The sequence below is a fragment of the Autumnicola lenta genome (assembly GCF_031846515.1).
GTDB lineage: Bacteria > Bacteroidota > Bacteroidia > Flavobacteriales > Flavobacteriaceae > Autumnicola > Autumnicola lenta.
On record NZ_JAVRHO010000011.1, the window covers coordinates 74,278 to 97,426 of the forward strand.

General features: G+C 38.5%; 27 protein-coding genes. 15 read left to right on the forward strand and 12 right to left on the reverse strand.

The features are described from left to right. The first annotated feature begins 17 nt into the window (after positions 1–17). The 7 genes from RM545_RS09385 (at position 18) to RM545_RS09415 (ending at position 5,919) form a co-directional block, all read left to right on the forward strand. Entirely contained in the window at positions 18–278 is a 261-nt protein-coding gene (locus tag RM545_RS09385) for a thiamine-binding protein (protein ID WP_311495066.1), read from the forward strand. Next, positions 262–894, forward strand: a complete 633-nt coding sequence (gene pnuC, locus RM545_RS09390; protein WP_311495067.1) for a nicotinamide riboside transporter PnuC — start codon at positions 262–264, stop codon at positions 892–894. Before RM545_RS09385 ends, pnuC begins: the two co-directional genes overlap by 17 nt. Next, positions 855–1,424 (forward strand): AAA family ATPase, encoded by a 570-nt coding sequence (locus tag RM545_RS09395; RefSeq protein WP_311495068.1) that lies wholly within the window; start codon positions 855–857, stop codon positions 1,422–1,424. Before pnuC ends, RM545_RS09395 begins: the two co-directional genes overlap by 40 nt. Further along, complete coding sequence (locus tag RM545_RS09400; RefSeq protein ID WP_311495069.1) at positions 1,421–2,974, forward strand: DUF4301 family protein; 1,554 nt, start codon at positions 1,421–1,423, stop codon at positions 2,972–2,974. The genes RM545_RS09395 and RM545_RS09400 overlap by 4 nt, the downstream gene beginning before the upstream one ends. Positions 2,975–2,979: 5 nt before the next feature. Further along, positions 2,980–3,381 (forward strand): alternative ribosome rescue aminoacyl-tRNA hydrolase ArfB, encoded by a 402-nt coding sequence (arfB, locus tag RM545_RS09405; protein ID WP_311495070.1) that lies wholly within the window; start codon positions 2,980–2,982, stop codon positions 3,379–3,381. Positions 3,382–3,847: 466 nt separating this feature from the next. After that, positions 3,848–4,183, forward strand: a complete 336-nt coding sequence (locus RM545_RS09410; protein ID WP_311495071.1) for a hypothetical protein — start codon at positions 3,848–3,850, stop codon at positions 4,181–4,183. 377 nt (positions 4,184–4,560) lie between these two features. Beyond that, a complete protein-coding gene (locus RM545_RS09415; protein ID WP_311495072.1) occupies positions 4,561–5,919 on the forward strand; it encodes a sigma-54-dependent transcriptional regulator in 1,359 nt (452 codons plus the stop codon). Here RM545_RS09415 and RM545_RS09420 read toward each other — a convergent pair. Then, positions 5,909–8,326: a hybrid sensor histidine kinase/response regulator gene (locus RM545_RS09420; RefSeq protein WP_311495073.1), complete on the reverse strand. Its 2,418-nt coding sequence runs from the start codon at positions 8,324–8,326 to the stop codon at positions 5,909–5,911. The two genes, RM545_RS09415 and RM545_RS09420, sit on opposite strands and share 11 nt — an antisense overlap. A gap of 299 nt (positions 8,327–8,625) precedes the next feature. On the opposite strand from RM545_RS09420, the gene RM545_RS09425 reads away from it, so the two are divergent. After that, on the forward strand, positions 8,626–11,007 hold the full coding sequence (locus RM545_RS09425; RefSeq protein WP_311495074.1) for a TonB-dependent receptor: 2,382 nt from the start codon (positions 8,626–8,628) through the stop codon (positions 11,005–11,007). Between the two features lie 105 nt (positions 11,008–11,112). Here the strand turns inward: RM545_RS09425 and RM545_RS09430 are convergent, their stop codons facing one another. Beyond that, positions 11,113–11,547: a Rieske (2Fe-2S) protein gene (locus tag RM545_RS09430; protein WP_311495075.1), complete on the reverse strand. Its 435-nt coding sequence runs from the start codon at positions 11,545–11,547 to the stop codon at positions 11,113–11,115. Between the two features lie 312 nt (positions 11,548–11,859). On the opposite strand from RM545_RS09430, the gene greA reads away from it, so the two are divergent. The 3 genes from greA to RM545_RS09445 all read left to right on the forward strand — a co-directional run bounded on the left by greA (position 11,860) and on the right by RM545_RS09445 (position 13,249). After that, the gene (gene greA / locus RM545_RS09435; RefSeq protein WP_311495076.1) at positions 11,860–12,336 is read left to right on the forward strand and encodes a transcription elongation factor GreA; all 477 of its coding nucleotides are present in this window, start codon (positions 11,860–11,862) and stop codon (positions 12,334–12,336) included. Positions 12,337–12,443: 107 nt separating this feature from the next. Then, positions 12,444–12,839, forward strand: coding sequence for an HIT family protein (locus tag RM545_RS09440; RefSeq protein WP_311495077.1), 396 nt, complete (start codon positions 12,444–12,446; stop codon positions 12,837–12,839). Then, positions 12,839–13,249 (forward strand): acyl-CoA thioesterase, encoded by a 411-nt coding sequence (locus tag RM545_RS09445; RefSeq protein ID WP_311495078.1) that lies wholly within the window; start codon positions 12,839–12,841, stop codon positions 13,247–13,249. Before RM545_RS09440 ends, RM545_RS09445 begins: the two co-directional genes overlap by 1 nt. Here the strand turns inward: RM545_RS09445 and RM545_RS09450 are convergent. Further along, positions 13,246–14,394 (reverse strand): sensor histidine kinase, encoded by a 1,149-nt coding sequence (locus RM545_RS09450; protein ID WP_311495079.1) that lies wholly within the window; start codon positions 14,392–14,394, stop codon positions 13,246–13,248. The genes RM545_RS09445 and RM545_RS09450 overlap by 4 nt on opposite strands. A 114-nt stretch (positions 14,395–14,508) precedes the next feature. Here RM545_RS09450 and RM545_RS09455 point away from each other — a divergent pair, with 114 nt between their 5' ends. The 3 genes from RM545_RS09455 (at position 14,509) to aat (ending at position 16,539) form a co-directional block, all read left to right on the forward strand. Continuing rightward, positions 14,509–15,381, forward strand: coding sequence for a flavin reductase family protein (locus tag RM545_RS09455; protein WP_311495080.1), 873 nt, complete (start codon positions 14,509–14,511; stop codon positions 15,379–15,381). 5 nt (positions 15,382–15,386) lie between these two features. Further along, a complete protein-coding gene (locus RM545_RS09460) occupies positions 15,387–15,761 on the forward strand; it encodes a DUF3127 domain-containing protein (RefSeq protein WP_311495081.1) in 375 nt (124 codons plus the stop codon). A 139-nt stretch (positions 15,762–15,900) separates the two neighbouring features. Further along, the gene (gene aat / locus RM545_RS09465; RefSeq protein ID WP_311495082.1) at positions 15,901–16,539 is read left to right on the forward strand and encodes a leucyl/phenylalanyl-tRNA--protein transferase; all 639 of its coding nucleotides are present in this window, start codon (positions 15,901–15,903) and stop codon (positions 16,537–16,539) included. A gap of 52 nt (positions 16,540–16,591) precedes the next feature. Here aat and RM545_RS09470 read toward each other — a convergent pair whose 3' ends face one another. From RM545_RS09470 to RM545_RS09510, 9 genes are all read right to left on the reverse strand, one after another. Continuing rightward, on the reverse strand, positions 16,592–17,167 hold the full coding sequence (locus tag RM545_RS09470; RefSeq protein ID WP_311495083.1) for a DNA-3-methyladenine glycosylase I: 576 nt from the start codon (positions 17,165–17,167) through the stop codon (positions 16,592–16,594). Positions 17,168–17,171: 4 nt separating this feature from the next. Beyond that, on the reverse strand, positions 17,172–17,891 hold the full coding sequence (locus RM545_RS09475; protein ID WP_311495084.1) for an energy transducer TonB family protein: 720 nt from the start codon (positions 17,889–17,891) through the stop codon (positions 17,172–17,174). 18 nt (positions 17,892–17,909) lie between these two features. Next, positions 17,910–18,632, reverse strand: coding sequence for a tRNA pseudouridine(55) synthase TruB (truB, locus tag RM545_RS09480; RefSeq protein ID WP_311495085.1), 723 nt, complete (start codon positions 18,630–18,632; stop codon positions 17,910–17,912). Next, positions 18,622–18,960 carry a HepT-like ribonuclease domain-containing protein gene (locus RM545_RS09485; RefSeq protein ID WP_311495086.1) on the reverse strand — a complete coding sequence of 113 codons (339 nt, stop codon included), beginning with the start codon at positions 18,958–18,960 and terminating at the stop codon, positions 18,622–18,624. The genes truB and RM545_RS09485 overlap by 11 nt, the downstream gene beginning before the upstream one ends. Continuing rightward, positions 18,950–19,234, reverse strand: coding sequence for a nucleotidyltransferase family protein (locus RM545_RS09490; RefSeq protein ID WP_311495087.1), 285 nt, complete (start codon positions 19,232–19,234; stop codon positions 18,950–18,952). Before RM545_RS09490 ends, RM545_RS09485 begins: the two co-directional genes overlap by 11 nt. 13 nt (positions 19,235–19,247) lie before the next feature. Then, a complete protein-coding gene (locus tag RM545_RS09495) occupies positions 19,248–20,042 on the reverse strand; it encodes an undecaprenyl-diphosphate phosphatase (protein WP_311495088.1) in 795 nt (264 codons plus the stop codon). 1 nt (position 20,043) lies between these two features. After that, the gene (locus tag RM545_RS09500; RefSeq protein ID WP_311495089.1) at positions 20,044–20,310 is read right to left on the reverse strand and encodes a DUF3098 domain-containing protein; all 267 of its coding nucleotides are present in this window, start codon (positions 20,308–20,310) and stop codon (positions 20,044–20,046) included. 175 nt (positions 20,311–20,485) lie between these two features. Then, the gene (locus RM545_RS09505) at positions 20,486–21,364 is read right to left on the reverse strand and encodes a cell division protein FtsX (RefSeq protein WP_311495090.1); all 879 of its coding nucleotides are present in this window, start codon (positions 21,362–21,364) and stop codon (positions 20,486–20,488) included. Positions 21,365–21,595: 231 nt separating this feature from the next. Beyond that, positions 21,596–22,009: a hypothetical protein gene (locus tag RM545_RS09510; RefSeq protein ID WP_311495091.1), complete on the reverse strand. Its 414-nt coding sequence runs from the start codon at positions 22,007–22,009 to the stop codon at positions 21,596–21,598. Positions 22,010–22,204: 195 nt separating this feature from the next. On the opposite strand from RM545_RS09510, the gene RM545_RS09515 reads away from it, so the two are divergent. Continuing rightward, complete coding sequence (locus RM545_RS09515) at positions 22,205–23,131, forward strand: ketopantoate reductase family protein (protein WP_311495092.1); 927 nt, start codon at positions 22,205–22,207, stop codon at positions 23,129–23,131. Positions 23,132–23,149: the final 18 nt, after the last annotated feature.

Consider the following 23,149-nt stretch of genomic DNA (forward strand, 5'->3'; position numbering starts at 1 on the left):
TTGAGCAAACTCATAGTATGCAGATTTCAGTAGAGCTTACCCTTACGCCAATACAGGATAATTATGAACCGGCAATTATCGATTTTATCAAAACATTAAGGGCTTCAGGATTAACGATCCGGGAGAATCCATTAAGTACTCAGATATATGGAGATTATAATGAAATTATGCAACTCCTGAACACTGAAATAAAATCTGCTTTTGAAGCCATAGAACGCGGACTAATCCACGTGAAAATTGTAAAATCTGACCTTAGCGACTATGCAGCCGATTTTTGATTTCTTCTTCGAACAATACTATGGGATTCCTACGCACCTCCTCGTCCTGGAGCTTATAGGAGTTGTTTTTGGTTTCTTAAGTGTAATTTATTCCAAGAACAATAATATTCTCGTTTATCCAACGGGTATTATCAGCACGGCCCTTTTTGTTTATATTCTCGCCGTCTATGGTCTTTTGGGAGACATGATGATTAATGCCTATTATTTTTCCATGAGTATTTATGGCTGGTATATTTGGACAAGAAAAGTAGATGCTACCCATTTTACCCCAATCACAAATACCACCAGGAAGGAGAATTGGCAGGCGCTATTCATCTTTTTGGGAACTTTGCTTTTCGTTTTTCTGGTTTACGAATATTTTGAGAAATGGACAGACTGGACCGCCTATGTCGACACATTTACCACGGCAATATTTTTCGTGGGAATGTGGCAGATGGCTAAAAAGAAAATTGAAAACTGGATTTTCTGGATTATTGGAGATATAATTTCGGTGCCCCTGTACTTCTATAAAGGCCTCGCTTTTACGGCTATTCAATATTTTGCATTTACAATAATTGCCATTTACGGTTATAGAGCATGGAAGAAAGACTTGCGCAACGATCTGCGTCCTGCATAAAGATAGTACTATTTGGTCCTGAATCTACAGGAAAGACCACTCTTGCTACACAATTGGCTGCGCATTACAATACTGTGTGGGTAAAGGAATATATGCGGGAATATCTTCAGAAAAAGTGGGACGAAGAAAAGGAGATTTGTCAGCCGGAAGATTTAATCCCGATTGCAGAAGGGCAGATGAAAAGAGAAAATGATCTGGCTGCTGTTACGGAAGATTTACTAATTTGTGATACCGACTTGCTGGAGCTAAAAGTTTACTCTGAGGCTTATTATAACGGATACTGCCCGCCATTACTTCTTAAACATGCGTTAAACAACCACTACGATTTATATTTTTTAACGTATATTGATGTGGAATGGACGCCCGACGATCTCCGGGATAAACCAGATGATCGCATTGGGATGTTTCAACGGTTTAAAGCTGCACTTGAGCAGAATAATAAACCATTTGTGGTTTTAAAGGGTGATGAAGAAGAACGTTTTAAAACCGCTGTTTCAATTATTAATAACCAACTAAAAATTAAAAAGTGAAGCTCAGCGAAAAAGATACTGCGCAGATTAAAGAAAAAGGAATCAGCGAACAGGAAGTAGAAGACCAGGTAAAAATTTTTAAAAGAGGAAATATAAAGGTAGATATAAGCGAAGCTGCAACTGCCGGTAAGGGAATTTTTGCATTTTCTGAAGACGAGAAGCAGGAATTTATTTCTTTGTATGATTCTGAAAAAGAAAAACTGGAGGTGATAAAATTCGTGCCTGCCTCTGGAGCTGCAACAAGAATGTTTAAGGCTTTACACAATTTCGTGGATGAGTTCGATCCTTCAAAAGAAGGCTTGCGTTCCTATCTGGATAAACAGGATGATGAAAAACTTCAGAAATTTTTTGAAAAAATAGATCAGCTTCCTTTCTACAGCCTTGCGCTTGACTATGCCCGAAAGAATACAGAAAATTTTGACGAACTTTCTCATGATGAGCAACATCTGGCTATTGTGAAAAATATGCTGTTTGAAGAGGGGTTGGATTTAAGTGATTATCCAAAAGGACTTGTCCCTTTCCACAAATACAGGTCTGGCTTAAGAACGGCTTTTGAAGAGCATTTAATTGAAGCGGCGGAATATATTGCGGTTGACGGAGTTGCGAAAGTGCATTTTACCATTTCTGAAGAGCATCAGGATAAATTTAAGTGGGAGTTTAAAAATATTAAAGAAAGAGCTGAAGAAAAAGCAGGAGTAAAATTCGAGGTGTCCTATTCTTTTCAGGATCCTAAAACAGATACGATTGCAGTTGATGATAACAATGAACCATTTCGTACTAAAGAAGGAGATTTATTCTTTCGTCCCGGGGGTCACGGCGCACTTATAGAAAATCTCAACAATCAAACAGCAGATCTTGCTTTTCTAAAGAATATAGATAATGTAGTGACTGAAGATAATATTTCTGAAGTAGTTCATTACAAGAAAATGTTAGGTGGGAAATTGCTGAAGCTTCAGGAAAAGTGTTTTAACTACTTGAATAAACTTGACTCCGGGAATGTTTCTGAAGAAGAAATACAGGAAATTTCAGAGTTTCTTCAAAATGAACTTTTCAGAAGTCTGGAAGAGAAATTTGCCGAACTTTCTTCGGAAGAAAAAATTCAGTATCTCAAAGATAAAATCAACCGGCCGCTAAGAGTGGGCGGAATGGTGAAAAATGAAGGTGAGCCCGGGGGAGGTCCTTTCCTTGTTAGGGATGAAAATGGTGAAATTTCACTGCAGATTATTGAAGGTGCACAAATAGATCAGGATAATCCTGAACAATTAAAAACAGCTCAGGAAGCCACTCATTTTAATCCGGTGGATATTGTATGCGGACTAAAAGATTACAAAGGGAAGTCTTTTGATCTCAATCAATATGTAGATCCAAAGACCAGCTTTATTGCAGATAAAACAAAAGACGGAAAGCCTTTAAAAGCTTTAGAACGCCCCGGCTTATGGAACGGTGCAATGGCAAAATGGAATACTGTTTTTGTTGAGGTGCCTGTTTCTACGTTTAATCCTGTAAAAAGCGTGGCAGATCTTCTTAAAAAGTCCCATCAGGTAAATTAGAAATAGTGGACCGGGAGCAGTTACTCAGGGAATTAAACTATAAAGCCGTTAAAAGTTCTGGTCCGGGAGGGCAGCACGTGAACAAAACTGCATCTAAGGTGGAGCTCCATTTTGATGTAGGGGAATCTTCCGGAATTTCTGAAGAAGAAAAAACAAGAATTCTTAAGAAGTTGGAAACTCGTCTTACAAAAGAGAATATTTTGATTCTGCAGAGTGATGAATCCCGGAGTCAACATAAAAATAAAGAATATGTTTCGCAGCGGTTCTTTAATATTCTTGAGGATTCTCTGAAAAAGCCGAAAATCAGGAAAAAAACAAGGCCTTCAAAAGCTTCCAAAATGAAAAGATTAAAGAAAAAGAAGATAAATTCTGAAAAAAAGGCAAATCGTAAAGATCCCTTAAAGTAGAGGGGGCGTGAAAAATTTCCACATAAATGTGGAAGCAGTCACACATTTCCCCAAATATTTTTTAGCTGTAAGATTCCTTGTAAACCGCGCAATGTGTTTAAAACAGGGGGATTATATGAATAAGGACTTATTTCTCATAGATGGTACAATCTTTTCATTATGGTAGTAGGTTAGATAGATAAATTGATTTAATTAATTTGAACAAGAGAATTGTCGAATTATTTAGATTTTCGGATTAGAAAGAGGCTTCAAAAGAGCCTCTTTTTATTTGCCGGACTGTGGGAAGGTGGTGTGAGCCTTTTCTACATAAGGTTTTCTTAATCCGCATGATGTTCTACATAAAATTATAAAATTTCTTATATTTTAATCACGTATTCATTTGATAATTAGTGTTTTAAAAAAAAATTGAATTTTGGTATAATTTTCCCACTATTGATTATACATTAACTATAAAAATAATGAAATTATGAAAAAGCTAGGTTTAAGTTTAATTGCAGCTGCCGCCTTTTTAATATCAACCAATGATATCCAGGCTCAGGCTACAGATATGGAAGAAGAAATAGTGGAAGTAGAGCAAGAGCAGCAAACTGATGATTTTCAAACGATTGAAATTATGGCTTTACCTCAAGCTGTAAAAGTAGCGGTTATTAAAGATTTTGAAGGCGCCACTACGGAAGAGGCTTGGGTGAAGACCGATGATGAGGGGAAAAAGGTTTACAAAATTGCTATTAACGTAGACGGAGAATCCAAAAATGTAGTAGCTGATGCTGATGGTAAATGGATTGAAGAAAAGCAAGAGTAGAAGTAAATTTTATAATTTTTAAATGCTGGAATTTAAGAGAAGCCGACTCTTTCAGCAACGGATGGACAGAGAATAATAACAACTAAAAGTTGTTATCCCGACAAATGAGATGAAGAAATGTTCTTTTCGGATTTTTTCCGAAAACCAACAACTAACAACTAACACCAGGAACATTTCTTTATTTTATTAGGTGAATTATGAAAGGATGGTTTCTCATCCCTTCATCCGGCAAATGGATACTAACAATTCTAAGTTATAATGTAATTTACAATTGTAGGAAAGAGGTCTTTTTATTAAGGACCTCTTTTTTTATGTCCGATTTTAAAATCGTATGATGCAAAGATTGTTAACTTTGTAGGTATACTTTCTCAATAACTATGGCAAAAATTCTCCTGGTAGAAGACGACGTTGCTTTTGGAACAATGTTAAAGACCTTTTTAGTAAAAAGGGATTATAATGTAGAACTGGTTTTTTCTGCTGCAGAGGCTTATAAGAAGATTTCTTCCGTTCAATTTGATATGGTAATTACCGACGTACGTCTTCCGGATGATAATGGGCTGGACATACTTCAAGAAGCAAAAGTTGCTAACAAAGGAACAGAGGTTATAGTAATGACAAGCTATGCTGAAATTAGTATGGCTGTGCAGGCAATGAAATTTGGAGCTTTTGACTACGTCTCCAAACCCTTTAGGCCGGAATCGATTTTACAGACAATTAAAAATGCACTGGACCACAACTCGGTGCGATCTGTTCAGCAGGAGGAGCCTTCGCGCCCGCCGGAAAAGAAAACTGCGAATAGTTCTTTTAAAGGTAGTAGTTTTGTAAAAGGGGTGAGTGATGCTTCCAAAAAGCTCAATGATTATATCGAGCTGGTAGCACCAACAAATATGTCTGTTCTTATCATGGGGGAAAGCGGAACCGGAAAAGAGCAGGTAGCAAAAAGTATCCATAACCAGAGTAAAAGGAAAGGAGCGCCATTTATTGCTGTAGATTGTGGGGCCATTCCAAAAGAAATAGCTTCAAGTGAATTCTTCGGTCACCTAAAAGGTTCCTTTACCGGTGCTATTAATGATAAAACCGGTCATTTTCAGGCTGCCAACGGCGGAACCTTGTTTCTTGACGAAATAGGTAATCTAAGTTACGAACTACAGGTACAGTTGTTAAGAGCACTTCAGGAAAGAAGGATAAAGCCGGTAGGGAGTAATAATGAAATAGAAGTAGATATAAGGGTGGTAACGGCAACTAATGAAGATCTCGCTCAGGCAGTAAAAGAAGGAGAATTTAGGGAAGATTTGTATCACCGGTTAAATGAATTTTCTATACAGGTGCCGTCTTTAAAAGAGCGCACAGACGATTTGATGATCTTTGCTGAACACTTCTTGGATGAAGCTAATGCTGAACTGGAAAAGAATGTTTTAGGATTTAGTGATAAGGCAGTAGATGCTTTTAAAAATTATAGCTGGCCGGGGAATCTCAGGGAGCTAAAGAATATGGTAAAAAGGGCGGTGCTGCTTACGCAGGAGGATTTAATACCTCTAAAAGTCTTGCCTCACGAAATTTCTACTGCAGAGAAATCTGATGATGATTATAGTTTGTTTAGAAATAAGAACGAAGAGCAGCTTATTCTTGATGCCCTGGAAAAATCCGGTGGGAATAAAAGCAAAGCTGCCAGGATACTCTCTATAGACCGCAAAACGTTATACAACAAACTTAAGCAGTACGGGATTAAATTGTAACCTCGGTTTCCAGGCTTTTCATTAATTGTTTTAACTCCCTGATGGTCAAATCTACTTCTGAGTCTGAAACTTCCTCCTGTCTTTCAAGTTTCTCCAGGACCGGAACCACATGAGCGGCTTTCATCTGCTTTAGCATAGGGAGCATTTTATGGGCAATCTTGCCCAACGTTTCCGTATCTCTTTCTTTGTAAGCTTTTTCGAGTCCTGCAACATTCTCTTTTGAGCTATCCAGAAAAGCCTTTATAATTATTTCCATAGCCTCATCATCACCACCGGAAAAAAGGTAAATTTCTTCCAGGTCATATGCCGTGGTAATATTTTTTTGTTGTTGTTTCTTATGTTTTTTAGACTGAATTTCCACCTTAAATATTTCAGCTATTGTGCTGAGCAAATCGGCAGGTTGGTATGGCTTTAGCAGATTCTTGTTAAATCCTGCATCGAGATAAGTTTCCGAAGAAATTTCCCTTCGCCCAGATAGGGCAATCACGGGAATGTCTTTTAACTGAGGTGTGGCTCTTATTTCCCTGATAAGTGCGAAACCGTCCATTATTGGCATCTGAATATCTGTTAATACAAGATCGAACTTTTCAGCTTCTAATTTCTGCAGGGCCTGTTTCCCGTTTACACTGGTCTCACAACTAAAGCCAATTGATTTTACCAGTTCGCTTGTTAAAGCCAGCTGGGAATTTTCGTCATCGGCGACCAAAGCTTTTTTGCCACTCAGGTCCACTTTTTCAGGATTTACTTTAGGTTTTAATTCTTCTTTTTGTCCTTTTACAGTAACACAGGTTATAGGTATGGAGACAATAAACTCACTTCCCTCTCCCGGTTTGCTCTTTAACTTAATATCTCCTTTTAACAGTCCCGCAAGGCTTTTTGTAATTGTTAGCCCCAGGCCTGTTCCTCCATATTGTTTTTCAATTTTACTGTTTTCCTGGGAAAACTCTTCAAAGATCTCTTCCTGCTTTGCTTCAGAAATTCCTATTCCAGTGTCTTTTATAGAAATCACCAGCCAGTCCGCTTTCTTTTTGACAATCTTTGAGGTTACACGAATTTCACCCTCTTCTGTAAACTTGTAAGCATTGGTTACGAGGTTCGCAATGATTTGTTTGATACGAAAAGGATCACTAAGTACATCAGTATCGGTTTCTTCTGAAGCTTCTATAATTACCTTAACCTCGTCCTTTGTTTCTGCCGGGATATTATTGTTAACAGTATCTTCAATAAGGTTCTTCGGATTAAATGGTAGGCTTTCTACCAGCATTTTACCTGCCTCAAGTTTAGAAAGATCCAAAAGATCATTTACCAGGTGCAGGATAAAATCTGAAGATTTTCTTATCTGTTCCAGGTAACGACCCTGCTTGCTTTCCAGCCTTGTTTTCTTCATTAAATCTGAATAACCTATTACAGTCGTAAGCGGCGAACGTAGATCGTGGGTGATGGCGGCCATAAATTGCTCTCTCCTTTTTAAGAGCGTTTCGGCAAAATTCTTGGCTTCTTCCAATTGCAGCCGGTACTTCTGGCTTTGGGAAATATCTTTTAAAATAAGAATTAAAAAAATCAGAATAATAATAATACTTACAATGCCTGCAAAGAAAATAATTTGAGAAGTTCTCTCCAGCATTGCCTGAGAATTTGCTGTACGTACTAATGATGCTTCCCGCTCTTCCTGTTCGATTGTAGAAAGCAAGCTTCGCAGTTGCTGGTTAAGGATCAGGTCATTATCCAGTAATTGGTCTTCTTTCTCCAGTACTGTTTTCCGGAATTCGCGGTTTGCGTATTCCAATTCACTCAGTACCCGTTTTACAGAATTTACTAAAGAATCTGCCGTCTTGTTAGTCAGGGTTTCAGCGTTGTCTTCCTTGGCATATTCCAGCCAGCTTATAAGAACATTTCGCTGGTGCGGCTCTAAATTATTGAACCGCCTTTCATAATCATCTTCAGCAAAAGATTCGTCCACTCTTCTTAGTTCCCGTAGGACCTGCGAATAGTAATTGGTGTTCCTGTCTTGTTTTCTAAGTTCCAGTAGCTCCTGAAGGTTTTCTGTCTTTTGCGTTAGTAATTTACCTATGCTGTCCAGCCCGGTTTGCATTAAAGAATCAGAATATCGCTCTTTCAGCAATTGTATATTTTCCCTTATGCTATCTATTTGTGCGCTGTAAATTTCCACATCTTCTTCCTTCCCTGCCTGGATTAAACGTCGGCTAATGTTTTCAGTTTCATAGAGGTCGGTGGTGATTTCACTCACCATAAAAAGTTGTTCGTTATTGCTATTGTTGTACTGGCTAAGGTTCGTGTAAGCAATTACCTGGGTGTAGACAAACCAGGTAGCAGCACCAACAAGCAGGGCTAAAATAAGGTATCCGGCAACTACCTTAAATGTTATGGATTGTCTTGTGTTGCGCATGATTATATCCCTGCTAAATTACATTATTAAAATCAAACGAAATAAATTATTGGTTATTGAAAAAACCTGTTTACATTTGCCGCAAATCTCAAAGGGGTGCCGCCAAAACGGGGGCTGAGATTATACCCAATGAACCTGGGCGGGTAATGCTGCCAAGGGAAAAGTGCAAGAAATTGCGCATTGTATAGCGTACTCCTGAAAATGCCGGAAATCACAAGGCAATTTCAGGATTTATTTTTTTAATCAATTATTAATCAAGGAATAATCGCCCCTTTTATTCGTAAAAATTTTTATTACGGATGAAAAACGTATTATTTTTCCTGAGCTTGCTTTTCTTTTCAATGCAGGCTTTTTCTCAAAATTACACTTTACAGGGAACTGTAACCGAAGGAGAAACACCTTTGGAAGGAGTTAGTGTTTTTGCAACCGGCACCGGCAATGGAACACAGACCGATGAAGATGGAAATTATTCCCTCACCTTGCAGGAAGGGAATTATACCATTCTCTTTTCCTTCGGAAACAGGAAGCGCGTCCAGGTAAATTTAAACCAGGATAAAGTTCTGGATGTGGATATGAGCACTGCAGAAGAGGTCCTTGATGAGGTTTTCCTTTCTTCGGTAAGAGTATCTGCACAAGAGCCTATCACTTATAGCAATTTATCCAATGAAGAAATTGAAGACCGCAATTTGGGGCAGGATATTCCGGTGTTGATGAATTATATGCCAAACGTGGTCTCTACAAGTGATGCTGGTGCAGGAGTGGGATATACCGGAATAAGAGTGCGGGGAAGCGATGCAACCCGTGTAAATGTAACCGTAAATGGTATCCCTCTTAACGATGCTGAAAGTCAGGGTGTTTTTTGGGTAAATATGGGAGATTTTGCTTCTTCTGTTCAAAACCTTCAATTGCAGCGTGGAGTAGGAACTTCAACAAGCGGGGCGGGTGCTTTTGGTGCCAGCCTGAATATTCTTACAGATCGTTATCAGGAAGAAGCTTCAGCTCAACTCGCGAACAGTATTGGTTCTTATAATACCTTCAAGCATACGCTGGAATTCAGCACAGGTCTTATGAATGATCACTGGGAATTTGCCGGAAGGGCTTCAAAAATCAGGAGTGACGGATATATAGATCGGGCAGAAAGTGAGTTGAAATCTTATTTTCTTCAGGGAACTTATGTAGATGATAATACCCTGGTAAAGGCGATTTCTTTTGGTGGTACCGAAACCACTTACCATGCCTGGTATGGGATAGATGGGGAAACTTTAAGGGAAAACCGTAGGTTTAATCCCGCCGGAATGTATACCGATGATGATGGCAATGTTCAGTTTTATGAAGATCAAACCGATAATTACTGGCAGGATCATTATCAGTTCCTATGGAATGAAGATTATAATGAAAACTGGTCTTCCAATATAGCCTTGCATTATACGAAAGGGAGAGGATATTATCAGGAATATGAAGAAGAAGCTGCACTAACCGAATTTGGTTTACAACCTTTCACGGCAGGTGGCGAAGAAGTAACTACTTCAGATCTTGTTTCCAGGGAATGGCTGGATAATGATTTCTACGGAACCGTTTTCAGCTTAACTTATGAAAACGAAAAAGTAGACGCCGTTCTTGGAGGTGGCTGGAACAGGTATGTAGGAGATCATTTTGGTGAAGTAATTTACACTCAGTTTGCACGAAATAACGGTCCCTCTGATCTTTATTACGATAATACAGGAAAGAAAACCGACTTTAATATCTATGCTAAGGCCACTTTTTCTATTACTGAAAAACTTGCCGCTTATGGTGACCTGCAGTTAAGAACGGTCAATTATGAAACCCATGGGCTGCTTGATGATGGGACTTTTTTTAATGTGGACGATTCTTTTGAATTTTTTAATCCTAAAGCAGGATTAACTTATCAAATGAATACTCAAAATCAATTTTATGCTTCTTATGCCCGCGCTCACAGGGAACCCACAAGGAGTGATTATGAAAATGGAGACCCCGAAGCTGAAGAGCTGAATGATTACGAACTGGGCTGGAGGTATAACAGCCCTTCTTTCCAGATCAATTCCAATCTTTATTTGATGGATTATCGAAATCAATTGGTCTTAACAGGGGGAATTGATGATGTTGGTGCTTTTGTTAGAGAGAACAGCGGGAACAGTTATCGTCTTGGGTTGGAAATTGACGCAACCATCAGGCTTTCTGACCATTTTACAATAATGCCAAATATCGCCATTAGCCGAAACAAAAATGTAGATTTTGTTTCAACCCTTAACGGGGAGTTAAGAGAGTACGGTAAAACGGATATTTCTTTTTCCCCGGAAATTGTTGCCGGCAACATCATAGGCTATTCTCCTGTACAAGGACTGGAGCTTAAGTTGCTTTCAAAGTTTGTAGGAGAGCAATACATGAGTAACATTGAAGCCGAAAATTCTAAGTTGGAGAGCTATTTTATCAATGATTTTAATGTGCAGTATACCTGGAGGGATGCACCTGTATTTGAAGAGATTGTTTTTACAGGGCTGGTAAATAATATCTTTAATGAAGAATATGTTTCTAACGGATATTACTACACATTTAACGTTGAAAATCCTGATTTTGCAAGTGGCGTACAAACTCTGGACGGTGCAGGATATTATCCACAGGCGACAACAAACTTCTTAGCCGGATTAACACTGAAGTTTTAATCCTTTTTCTCCTGAAAGCTGAAGATTTTCAGCTTTCGGGATTTTATCAACGAATTGTTTGAAGGTCGAAAATTGGCAAATTTCGACCTTCACTTTTTTTCAGCATTAATTATAAACTTCAATAAAGTTTCCGCGACGCTCAATCCTGTAAGGTTTCATAGAGTATTGTCCGGTTCCGCTTGTCAATTCTCCCGTTATGATATTGTATTCATTCCCGTCGTCACAAGTACATTTTGCTGTAATTCCCTCTACAACCATTGCCGAGCAGTCGCCTGGTGGGTGATTGGGATCACTAAGCTCAAAAGCTATGTATTGGGTGTTGTTAATATTATAAACTACAATGCCTTTTATACCCTCTCTGTAGGTAGTAAAGCTATTTCCGGGAAATTGAAGCTTATTGTATTCCGGTAGATCCAGATTTAGCTGAATTCTGAAATTCAGGTCGACCAAATTTGGATTATTCCTGTATTCATCATCATCAGATGTGCAGCTTAAGAACATCAAAATACTGAATATGCCGAAAATTGTCTTTTTTATCATGTGATTTAAATTATAGTAAAGCTTTTTCTTTTGAATATTGATTTTCTCCAGGTAATATCTTTAGAATGCGAAAATAATATAATTGTTCCGAAGCTTTATATTCCTTACATTTGTTAATATAGAAATCCCGCCTAAAAATGGGATTTTTTCTATTCAGTAATGAAGCTAAAGTTTATAACGGCAGGAAAAACTTTAAATGCCGTTCATTCCCGCCCTTCCGGGAAGCAAAGAAACCAAACATCATTATGATATTAAACTTAAAAAAATGAACGAGGGTTTAAAACCTCAATTGTAGATATAAACGTATAAGTTATGAGCAAAGTATCTTATTATACAGCAGAAGGGCTCAAAAAATTGAGAGATGAGCTAAATCAGTTAAGGGATGTGGAGCGTCCCAAAGCGTCAGAAGCCATAGCAGAGGCCCGGGATAAAGGAGATTTGAGTGAAAATGCCGAATATGATGCGGCTAAAGAAGCCCAGGGGCTGCTTGAGATGAAAATTTCTAAAATGGAAGGAATTGTAGCTAATGCCAGGGTGATAGATGAATCTCAGCTGGACACCTCGAAAGCTTTAGTACATTCTTTTGTGAAAATTAAAAATCAGACGAATGGTGCTGAAATGAATTATAAGCTGGTCGCGCAAAGCGAAGCTGACTTAAAATCGGGTAAAATTTCTGTAGATTCTCCTATTGGAAAAGGCCTGCTTGGGAAAAAAGTAGGTGACACAGCAGAAATTCAGGTGCCTAATGGTACAATAACTTTCGATATTCTCGAAATCTGGCGGGAATAGTTAAATTCTGACCCCAAAATAGAAAATCCTTTTCATGTTCTTTAACTAAGAATTACGGAAAGGATTTTTACTTTTATAAGAACTAACAAGTAAAAAATAATATAGTTATGGCCAGTTTATTTTCTAAAATAGCAAAAGGTGAAGTTCCTGCTTACAGAGTAGCCGAAAACAGTCAGTTTCTTGCCTTCCTGGATGTCAGACCTAATGCAAAAGGCCATACGCTTTGTATACCCAAAAAAGAAGTCGATAAGATTTTTGAGCTGGAAGAAGAGATGTATCAGGAGTTAATGCGCTTTTCGCGAAAGGTGGCAATAGGGCTGGAAAAAACAGTTTCCTGTAAAAGAGTGGGAATGGCTGTGGTTGGTCTGGAAGTACCTCATGTTCACGTGCATCTAATCCCATTGAACAGTATGCAGGACATGGATTTCTCCAAAAATCAGGAAATGACCGAAGAGGAATTCCAGGAGCTGGCAGATGCTATTAAGGAAAATGTGGTGCTTTAGTGGATTTATCTGATTATAAACTCAGCCTGGAGATACGTATTGATTGGAGTGATCTGGATATTTATCAACATGTAAATAATGTTTCCTATATGCGTTATCTCCAATCCGGGCGTGTAAATTTTTGGGAAGCTACCGGTATTTATGAGAGTTACAACAACTCAAACAAAGGAACCATGCTTGTTTCTACACATTGTGATTTTAAAAAATCGCTTTATTACCCCGGCAAGGCTATCGTAAAAACAAAACTCGGTGAAATGAAGAATTCCAGTTTTAGTCTGAATCACATAATCCTGAATGAGAATGATGAAATATGTGCTGAAGGTGAAGACGTAGTGGTGTGTTATGATTTCGACGAAAATAAAACCTTCAGGATTCCCGATGAGCTAAGAACAATTCTGAAAAAGTTTTAGATTTTTCGAAGGGAAATTTTAAAAGTAGTCCCTTTATTGATCTCACTTTGCAGAACTTTTATCCTGCCTTTGTGATATTCTTCGATAATCCTTTTTGCGAGCGACAGACCCAATCCCCATCCACGTTTTTTGGAAGTCTGCCCTGGTTCGAATATGGTTTTGAACTTACTCTTTTCTATTCCTTTGCCGGTATCTTTTATTAAAATACACACCCATTTAGGTTCTTCTTTAATTTCAATATTTAATTTTCCTTTACCGCGCATCGCGTCTATGGCATTCTTTACAAGGTTCTCAATAGTCCAGCTATACAATTGTTGGTTTAACTCCACTTCAATTGCTTTTTTAGGTACATTTATAGAAAATTCAATAAGATTGGAACTTCTGACCTGCAGATAATCAAAACTTTCCTGAGTGGCTTTAACCACATCTGTAATCTTCAGCAAAGGCGCAGAGCCAATTTTAGAAAAACGTTCTGTAATTGTTTTAAGACGGTCTACATCCTTTTCAATTTCTGTAATGTAATCTTTGTTGACGTTTTCATCCTTTAAAATCTCTGTCCAGCCTATAAGTGACGAGAGGGGAGTACCAATTTGATGGGCCGTTTCCTTTGCCATTCCCGCCCACAGCTTGTTTTGTTCGCTTGATTTAGTGGTTGTATAGAAAAAATAAACCACCCCGATAAAAAGGAATCCGATAAGGGTGAGGCCAACAGGATAATATTTTAGCTTATTTAGAGTGGGGGAATTTCCGTAGTAAATATATTGTTCCTGTCCTTCTCCAAGATTAATGATTATCGGCTCATTTTCTTCCATCATTTGGAGAAGCAAATCATTTAAGCGTTCCTCGTTATCCAGGATTTTAGGATCAATATTGGTTGTATAGTCTATTTCCCCTTTATCATTGGTGTGGATTATAGGAATCGTTGTATTGTTATTCAGAATTTCGAGAATAAGCGCTGCATCTTCATTTGGGCTCATTTCTTCAAAATCCTGAAGAGCGTGCGCCCAAATGCTCATTTTTGACCGCTCATCTTCCTTGAGGCGTTGGAAAAAAATCGTGGTATTCCAAAGAACGAGGCTTACAACAACGAGACAGGAAATGATGATAAACCAACGGCTAAAATTACGCTCATCTGTAAAATTCATGAAGGACATCAACGTTTAATGCGTTTTAAAGATAATCGTTTTTAGAAGAATATTATTGTGTGCACGTTCTTTTCATTCCCTCGTTGTTTCGTTACCTTTGTGTAAAATCCAAAAATGTTAAGTATAGGACCTAAGGAGGTTAGTAGAAGCGAACTGCACCAGTATTTGCAGGGTGCGGTGGGGCCAAGGCCTATTGCTTTTGCCAGTACGGTAGATGCGGAAGGAAGGCCCAATTTATCCCCTTTTAGCTATTTTAATATTTTTAGTACCAATCCTCCAATCCTGGTTTTTTCACCTTCAAGGAGAGGGAGGGATAACACGGTGAAGCACACTTATATTAACGTAAAAGCGACAATGGAGATCGTAATAAATATCGTAAATTATGATATTGTGCAGCAAATGTCCCTTTCCAGTACAGAGTATGAAGAGGGAATAAATGAGTTTGAAAAAGCCGGACTCACCATGCTGAAGTCTGAGTTGGTTAAGCCTTTTCGCGTAGCGGAATCTCCGGTTCAAATGGAATGTAGGGTCAATGAAATCGTAGAATTGGGAAGTGAGGGAGGAGCCGGGAACCTGGTAATTTGTGAAGTGCTGAAGTTGCACATAAAAGAAGAAATTCTGGATGATAAGGGAGCTATAGATCCACATAAAATAGATCAGGTAGCTCGAATGGGAGGCAACTGGTATTCCCGTGCAAATGCAGGACTTTTTGAGGTGAAAAAACCCCTTAGAACTGTGGGAATTGGCGTGGATGCTTTTCCGGAGGAAGTAAGGAACAGCAAAATTCTTACTGGTAATGACCTGGGGAGGCTGGGAAATGTGGAAGCTTTGCCTTCAGAAGAAGAAATAGAGCAATACCTGGAAAAAAATCCAGAAATTGCCGTAATTGTAGAAAAAGGAAATAAAAAAGAAATTCATAGGCAGGCACAAATCTTAATTGATGAAGATCAACCTGAAGAAGCCTGGAAATTATTATTAGCAAAATAGAAGAAATGGAAGTACAAGGAAAGATTAAACTGATTGGTGATACTAAAACCTTTGGTAACAACGGATTTAGAAAAAGAGAAGTGGTAGTTACTACAGAAGAACAATATCCGCAGCATATTATGGTGGAATTTGTTCAGGATAAAACAGATTTACTCGATAGTTACAAAGTTGGGCAACCAGTAAAAATCGGAATAAACTTACGTGGACGTGAGTGGGTAAGCCCGCAGGGAGAGACGAAATATTTTAACTCTATCCAGGGCTGGAGAATAGAAAATCTTGCAGCAGGTAATACTGCAGGAGGACAAAACGTGCCACCACCAGATAATTTCGAACCGGCAAATGATATGAACGACGAAGATTACGATGATTTGCCTTTCTAAGGTATTTTGAGTAAAAAGAGCGGGAGGCTGGTTAAAAATGATAATTTTTATTTGCTGATTATTCTTCAGTAGGTCGAAAATTGCCATTTTTGGACAGCCTCTTTTATTTCAGAAAACTTTATAATTGTTAAAAGGCTGAATGTATATTATCAGGCAAAATGATGATTTTCCTCCTATAGAATATGCCAGCGAAGATGGTTTACTGGCCATTGGCGGAGATTTGTCGCTCAAGCGGCTCACTGCCGCTTACCAAAGAGGTATTTTTCCATGGTATGACGCTTCTCAGCCTATACTTTGGTGGAGTCCTGATCCGCGCATGGTGTTGTTTCCGGAAAAGCTGAAGGTTTCTAAGAGTATGAAGCAGGTGCTCAAAAAAGGCAATTTTCGGGTTACTTATAATGAAGCTTTTGCAGAAGTACTTCAGAATTGTGCTTCAATAGATCGTAAAGGCCAATCGGGAACCTGGCTTACCAGGGAAATGATTGATGCTTACAAGGGGCTGCACCAGCTGGGATTGGCGGTTTCTGTTGAGGTTTGGGAAGAAAATGAGTTGGTTGGAGGTTTATACGGAATCTATCTGAAGGAAAAGCAGGTTTTTTGCGGGGAAAGCATGTTTGCCAAAAAAAGTAATGCCTCAAAATTCGGATTTATTCAAATGGTGAAAAATTTACAAGCTGAAGGAGTACAACTTATCGATTGCCAGGTTTATACAAACCACCTTGCGAGCCTGGGTGCAGAAGAAATTCCCAGGAAAAAATTTCTAAAATTTTTAGAGTAAATTTCTCCTCCCAATTAACAGTAGGTAGATAATTGCCATTTTGGGAAGTGCTCTATAAATCTTTAACTTCTTTATATCTAAAACAGGAAACCTCGTGATCGTTTACCATTCCGGTGGCCTGCATATGTGCATAAATCACGGTAGATCCAACAAATTTGAATCCGCGTTTCTTTAGATCTTTGCTCAGTTTATCGCTAATTTCAGTAGTGGCAGGAGCTTTTTTATAATCTTCAACTTCATTTTGAATGGGTTTCTCATCTACAAAACCCCAAATGTATTTACTAAAACTTCCGTATTCCTTTTGAATTTCAACAAACAGCTGAGCGTTGGTTACTGCAGAACGCACTTTCAGTTTATTCCTGATGATTCCTTTGTCCTGAAGTAAATCCTGAATTTTTTCTTCAGAATATGAAGCAATCTTGTGGTAATCAAAATCATCAAAAGCATTTCGAAAATTTTCCCTTTTCCGAAGTATAGTAATCCAGCTTAATCCCGCCTGAAAGGTCTCCAACAGCAAAAATTCAAAAATTGTTTTATCGTCATAAACGGGAACACCCCATTCCTGATCGTGGTAAGCTTCGTAAAGCGGATCGCCCACGCACCAGCCGCATCGGGAAATTTCAGACATAATTTTAAGGTTTAAATTGATAACTAATCGTTCCCGGTTGTGAGTTTCTGCCCGCTAATTGGCTAAATCTTGCTCCGGCGGCATACCGTAGCGCATTTTCCTCCAGGCAGGCATTAGATGAGGTAGAACTGGCTTTGTTAATGCTGGTTTCCTGCACAACACCTTCAGCATTAACAGTAATATTTACTACGATTTTACCAGCAACATCACAGGTATATATGGGATTTGGAATTTCGAACGCCGTTCTTCCTCTTAAAGAATAAGTTATAGAACTATTGTCTATTCCGCCGGTTTGTGTAGAAATATTGTCGCTGCTGTTATTCCCGTCTGATCTCTTTTGCGGGCGATTTCTTTCAGGTTTGCTTACGTTAAAATCGCCGTTTGATGCGTCGCTTTCTTCTTCAGAAGATTCCTCTCGGGCAGCACTGTTCCTTTCAAAAATTTCGTTAAGCTGAGTGTCGAAATTCTGCTCCTGCGCTTCCTGGTTCTCGTTGTAAGCCCGGTGCGTTTGGACCTGCTTGCTTTGTTGCTGTTCTGTCTCCTCAGGTTCTTCTTCGGCCTCTTTTTCAGGCTCAGCTTCAGGCTGATATTCATTGATGTCCACAAGAAACTCCTGGGTTTTTTGATTGCTTCTGGATAAATTGAAGTTGTAAAGTGCCAGCAATAAAATGGCAAATAACAACGAGGTTATTATCAGGGCTTTATGTTTGTCGAAAAAATCCATAGGTAATTAAAACTGCACTCAGGCAGGTTTATTTTCCCGGGAAGGTAGTAATTTTTCAAAAGATTCGAGATCGAGTGAATTTTCTACGGAATATCCCCCAATTCTCGTTCTTCTTAATTCAGAAAGGTGTGCTCCGCTGTTTAATTCCTTCCCAAAATCGTGCGCCAGGGATCTTATATAAGTGCCTTTGCTGCAAACAACCCTGAAGTTTACCAACGGAAATTTTTCAGTTTCCACTTTAAACTCAGTAATACTTACTTTTCTGGATGGTATTTCTATGTCTTCCCCTTTTCGGGCATATTCATAAAGTCGCTTTCCGTCTTTTTTTAATGCTGAAAAAACCGGCGGAATTTGTTCAATTTCACCTTTAAATTTTTCTGTTGTTTTTTGAAGATCGTCTTCAGAAATATGGTCTGTGGAAAAAGTGCTGTCAATTTCAGTTTCAAGATCGTAAGAGGGTGTAGTTGAGCCTAAAGTGAAGGTTCCGGTGTATTCCTTTTCCTGCCCCTGAAGTTCGGTAATCTTCTTGGTGAATTTCCCCGTGCAGATAATGAGCAATCCTGAAGCAAGGGGGTCTAAAGTACCCGCATGTCCAACCTTGATTTTTTTTATTCCGCAGCTTTTTCTAATGAGCCATCTTACTTTATTCACGAGTTGAAATGAGGTCCATCCCAATGGCTTGTCGAACAAAAGTATTTGTCCCTCTTTAAAATCTTCTGGGGTAAAAGTTTTATGATTCATCTTCGATGATTTGAAGAAGTTGCGCCTTGAGTGGCGGTAATTCTTTTGTTGCTGTAATCCAGAGGATTTCAGTTATGACTCTGTCATAGTCATGGATAAGAATGTCCCTAAAACCTGCCATTTTTCTCCATGGAATACCGGGATACTTTAGTTTTAGGTGTTTATCTACCTTTTTTCCGGCTTCGCCAATAACTTCAAAGCTTCTAATGATAGCAAACTCCTTTTCTTTATTTTTACTCAGCTCCTCTTCGCTTACATCAAAAAGGAAATCTTTGATGTAGGAAATATGCTCCAACATATCCTGAATGTATCCAAGGCTATTTTTCATAAATTACTTTCAAATCCTTCATCACATAAGGAGTAATCCATTCTTTTAGCCCTTTTTTAGACACAAAATCTATCTTTCTGTTTAATTTTTCTTCCAGATCGAGTTTAATCTGAACAATATCAAAAAGGGATATTTTTTTATCCAGAGAATACAAGATATCGATATCGCTGTGAGGTTCCATTTCTCCGCGGGCATAGGAGCCAAAAACAGCAATTTCTTTGGGATCATATTCCTTTAAGTAATCGATAATTATTTGATTCGTCTTTGCATCCATAGTACAAAGATAGCTAATTCACATATTCAAAGATAATAGCCACAAGTCCTACGAAAAAACAATAGATAGCAAAATAGGATAATTTACTTTTCTTTACCAGCGATATCATCCAGGTACAGGCAACAAGACCTGCTAGAAAAGCCGTGATAAAACCTATTAAAAGAATGGAAGCTTCTGTAGTAGATGCTGCAATGTTGCCATCCAGTAAATCCTTGGCTATTTTTCCGAAGATCAAAGGAACTACCATTAAAAAAGAAAATCTAGCGGCTTTTGTTTTGTCATTTCCGAGTAAAACCGAAGTGGAAATAGTAGCTCCACTTCTGGAAATTCCCGGCAGCATTGCAATGGCCTGGGACACACCAATTACAAAGGAATTGCTGTAACTTACACTTTTTCCTGTGTTTTTCGCTTTATCTGCCAGCCACAGCAGGAGGGCAGTGATAAGCAACATAAAACCCACGAACATGATGTTACCGCCAAACAAAACTTCCAGCTGCTCTTCAAAAAAAAGCCCCACAAGTGCTGCGGGAATCATGGAAATGATTATTTTAAGTGAAAATTTTGCTTCATCATTCCATTTGAATCTGAATAATCCTTTAAAAATATCTGCGACATCTTTTCTGAAAACCACGAGCGTGCTCAGGGCAGTAGCAAAATGAAGTACGACGGTAAATAATAATGATTCTTCAGGAACACTGGTATCACCTAAAATTGCTTTTCCCAATTCTAGATGACCACTGGAGGAAACGGGTAGAAATTCAGTTAATCCTTGTATAATACCGAGAATGGCAGCGTCTAGTGCTTCCAATTTATTTTGCTTTTTTAGGGTTTGGATTTAGCAATATGGCATAAACCTCTACGGCGAAGCCAATAAGAACAAGTGTTGGTGCAAGGCGGATTCTCTGAAAATTATAAATAGCAGGATTAAAAGTATTGGGGTCTTCACTGCCGCCACCGGCCATCAAAATGAAGCCAAGTGCTATCACTCCCAACCCAATAAACATCATCGTATAATTTTTTTTTCCGAAGATGAAGGAAGTCTGTTGCTTTGGTAAAGGATTATTTTTTTTACTCATTTAGTTTATTTTTTTCTCTAATGCGGTATTCTGAATTGATACTAATTGTAACTTTTAATAATTTCTGGTTCAGAAAAATTCTTCCCAATTTCAGAATTCACATTTTTCTAACTTCTAACTTCTAACTTCTAACTTCTAACTTCTAACTTCTAACTTCTAACTTCTAACTTCTCACCTAGTAATATAATTCATCGGTCTTCAAATTAAGAAAACGCGAGGTCGCTATATATGTGCTTATCCAGGTGATAATCACACCCATTAAAAATATTCCTATAAAAAGTGCTGCGAGTAATTGCACATCTCCCAAAAGGTTTAATTCACCAAAACTTTTATTCAGATAATAAAGGACGGCAGCCATTCCTATAAGCGCAAGTATAGCGCCAATAATTCCCAATTTTACACTTTGCCAGATAAAAGGCCTTCTTATAAAACCTTTTGTGGCGCCCACCATTTGCATGGTTTTTATGATAAAACGCTTGGAATACACCGCCAGTCTTATGCTGCTGTTAATAAGTAGCACTGCGATAAACGTGAAAATAGCGCTCACTACAAGCACCCAAAAGCTTATCTTTTTCACATTTTCGTTAAGCAAAGCAATCAGGGGTTGATCATAAATAACTTCGTCAACAAAGTTTTTGGCAGTAAGTTCTGCAGCAATTTCGTCTACCTGTTCCGAAGAAACAAAATCGGCATTCATATAAATATCAATAGAATTCTGAAGCGGATTGTATCCCAGGAATTCCATAAAATCTTCTCCAATTTCCTTACTGTGTTCTTCTGCAGCTTCTTCTTTGGAAACATAAGTGGTCGACTTAGTGTAATCTGCCATGGCCAGGCTCTTCTTCAGTTGCTCAATCTCCACTTCTTTGGCCGTGTCTTTAAAATACACGGTCATCGCAATCTGTTCCTTAAAATGATCGGCTACTTTCTTGGTATTGAGTACCAGCAAGCCCAAAATTCCCAACAAAAAAAGTACTAAGGAAATACTGATTACTACAGAAAAGTAGGAAGAAATCAGTCGGCGTTTTTGATACCGTTCAAAAGATGTGCTCATACAGCGGACTCAGATTTTTGTGTAAAAATAAGAAAGTTCGGCTTTCCAGTATTTAAAAACGCGTAAAGATTTGTTTTATTTAGTTCCCTTATCTATTTAAAGTAATTATGTTCTTAAGGGAATAAAAAGAGGTTATCTAAGAAGCTATACTTTCGTTCATCTGACTTTTTTCAGAAGAACAATTGTTTAACTTTTTAAATAACCTCAGTAATATTTTGTAAGCCAAATAGACTATTCTTCTATCACAACAGCTGTGTCTTCTGTTAGGATATTTTGGTTTTTCAACCATTCGTTATAACCGGCTTCACTCATACTTGATTTCATTGCAGAAGAACTTACTGCCGTTCCTTCAACGGTAACAGTTGCAATAAATGGATAGCTTCCATAACGAACAACCCCGTCTATAAGAAGATCGTATTCCGGGCCGGCGCTTTCTAATGCTTCATCCATAGCATCTTTAATGTTCCATCCAATTCCAAGAAAGTAAGTTTTCTTACCTTCAGTTTTCACTCCCTGAGAACGGTCTATGTCTAAATTGACATTTTTCGAGCTGATGACGGTAAAATCTACAAGCCGCATTGAACAACTTGTTAAACTGATGGAGCCAATAATGGCTAACAAAATAAATGTAATTCTTAAATTCATAAATATTTGGTTGATTTAAGTTCCTACTCATATGGCTTTTCGGTTCGGCCCCGTTTGATGGTTTCTGGACTCCGCTACGAAGTTATAAAAAAATGTTAATTTAAAAAGGGGGATTATTCCCCCGTCCTTATTATTTGTTTTTTCCCAAAAAGGACGACACAGATTTCTAGTTTCTTAAATTTGAAAAAAACACCTATGGAAATACTTGTATATGGCATTGGAGGAGTTGGAGGTTATTTTGGCGGAAAACTGGCAAAAGCAGGATATGAGGTGAGTATGATTGCCCGCGGAAAACACCTGGAAGCAATTAAGGAAAACGGACTCGAAGTAGAGAGCATCAATGGAAACTTCACTGTACATCCAAAACTGGCAACTGATGATGTAGCTGAAGTTCCCGCTCCCGATTTGGTGATCCTCGGAGTGAAATCCTGGCAAATTTCCGAAGCTGCAAAAGATATAAAGTCGATAATTGGCAAAAATACGATGGTACTTCCTTTGCAGAATGGTGCCAGTAATGCTGAAAAACTTATGGAGGTAATTCCAAAAGAGAATGTTTTAGGAGGATTATGTCGGATTATAGCTTTTAAAGAAGGTCCCGGAAAGATAAAACACCCTTCTATTGAACCTTACGTCACTTTTGGGGAATTGGATAATACTAAAACCGAGCGAATTCTTCAGTTAAAGAAAGTTTTTGATAATTCGGGGGTGAATTGTGAAATTCCGGAGGATATTCAGCTGGAAATCTGGAGGAAATTCCTTTATATCACTACGGTAAGTGCAATTGGAGGCCTTACCAGGGTGTCTATAGATAAAATTCTGCAAAGCGACTACCTTAAGGACATGATGCGCAAAACTGCTGAAGAGGTTCTGGCAGTTGGCAATAAAAAAGGCATCGCTTTGACTTGGGAACATGTAGAAAAAGCACTTAAAGTTGCAGAGCAGCAGCCAAAAGGAACAACTGCTTCTACGCAGCGGGATATTATGGAGGGAAAACCTTCAGAATTGGAAAATTTCAATGGGTATATTGTAAAGGAAGGCGAAAAATGGCAAATATCGACCCCCGTTAACCGGTTGCTTTATGAGCTGGTGCTGCCAATGGAAAAAGAAGCCAGGAAAGCTTAAGAATCTCTCTGCTATTGG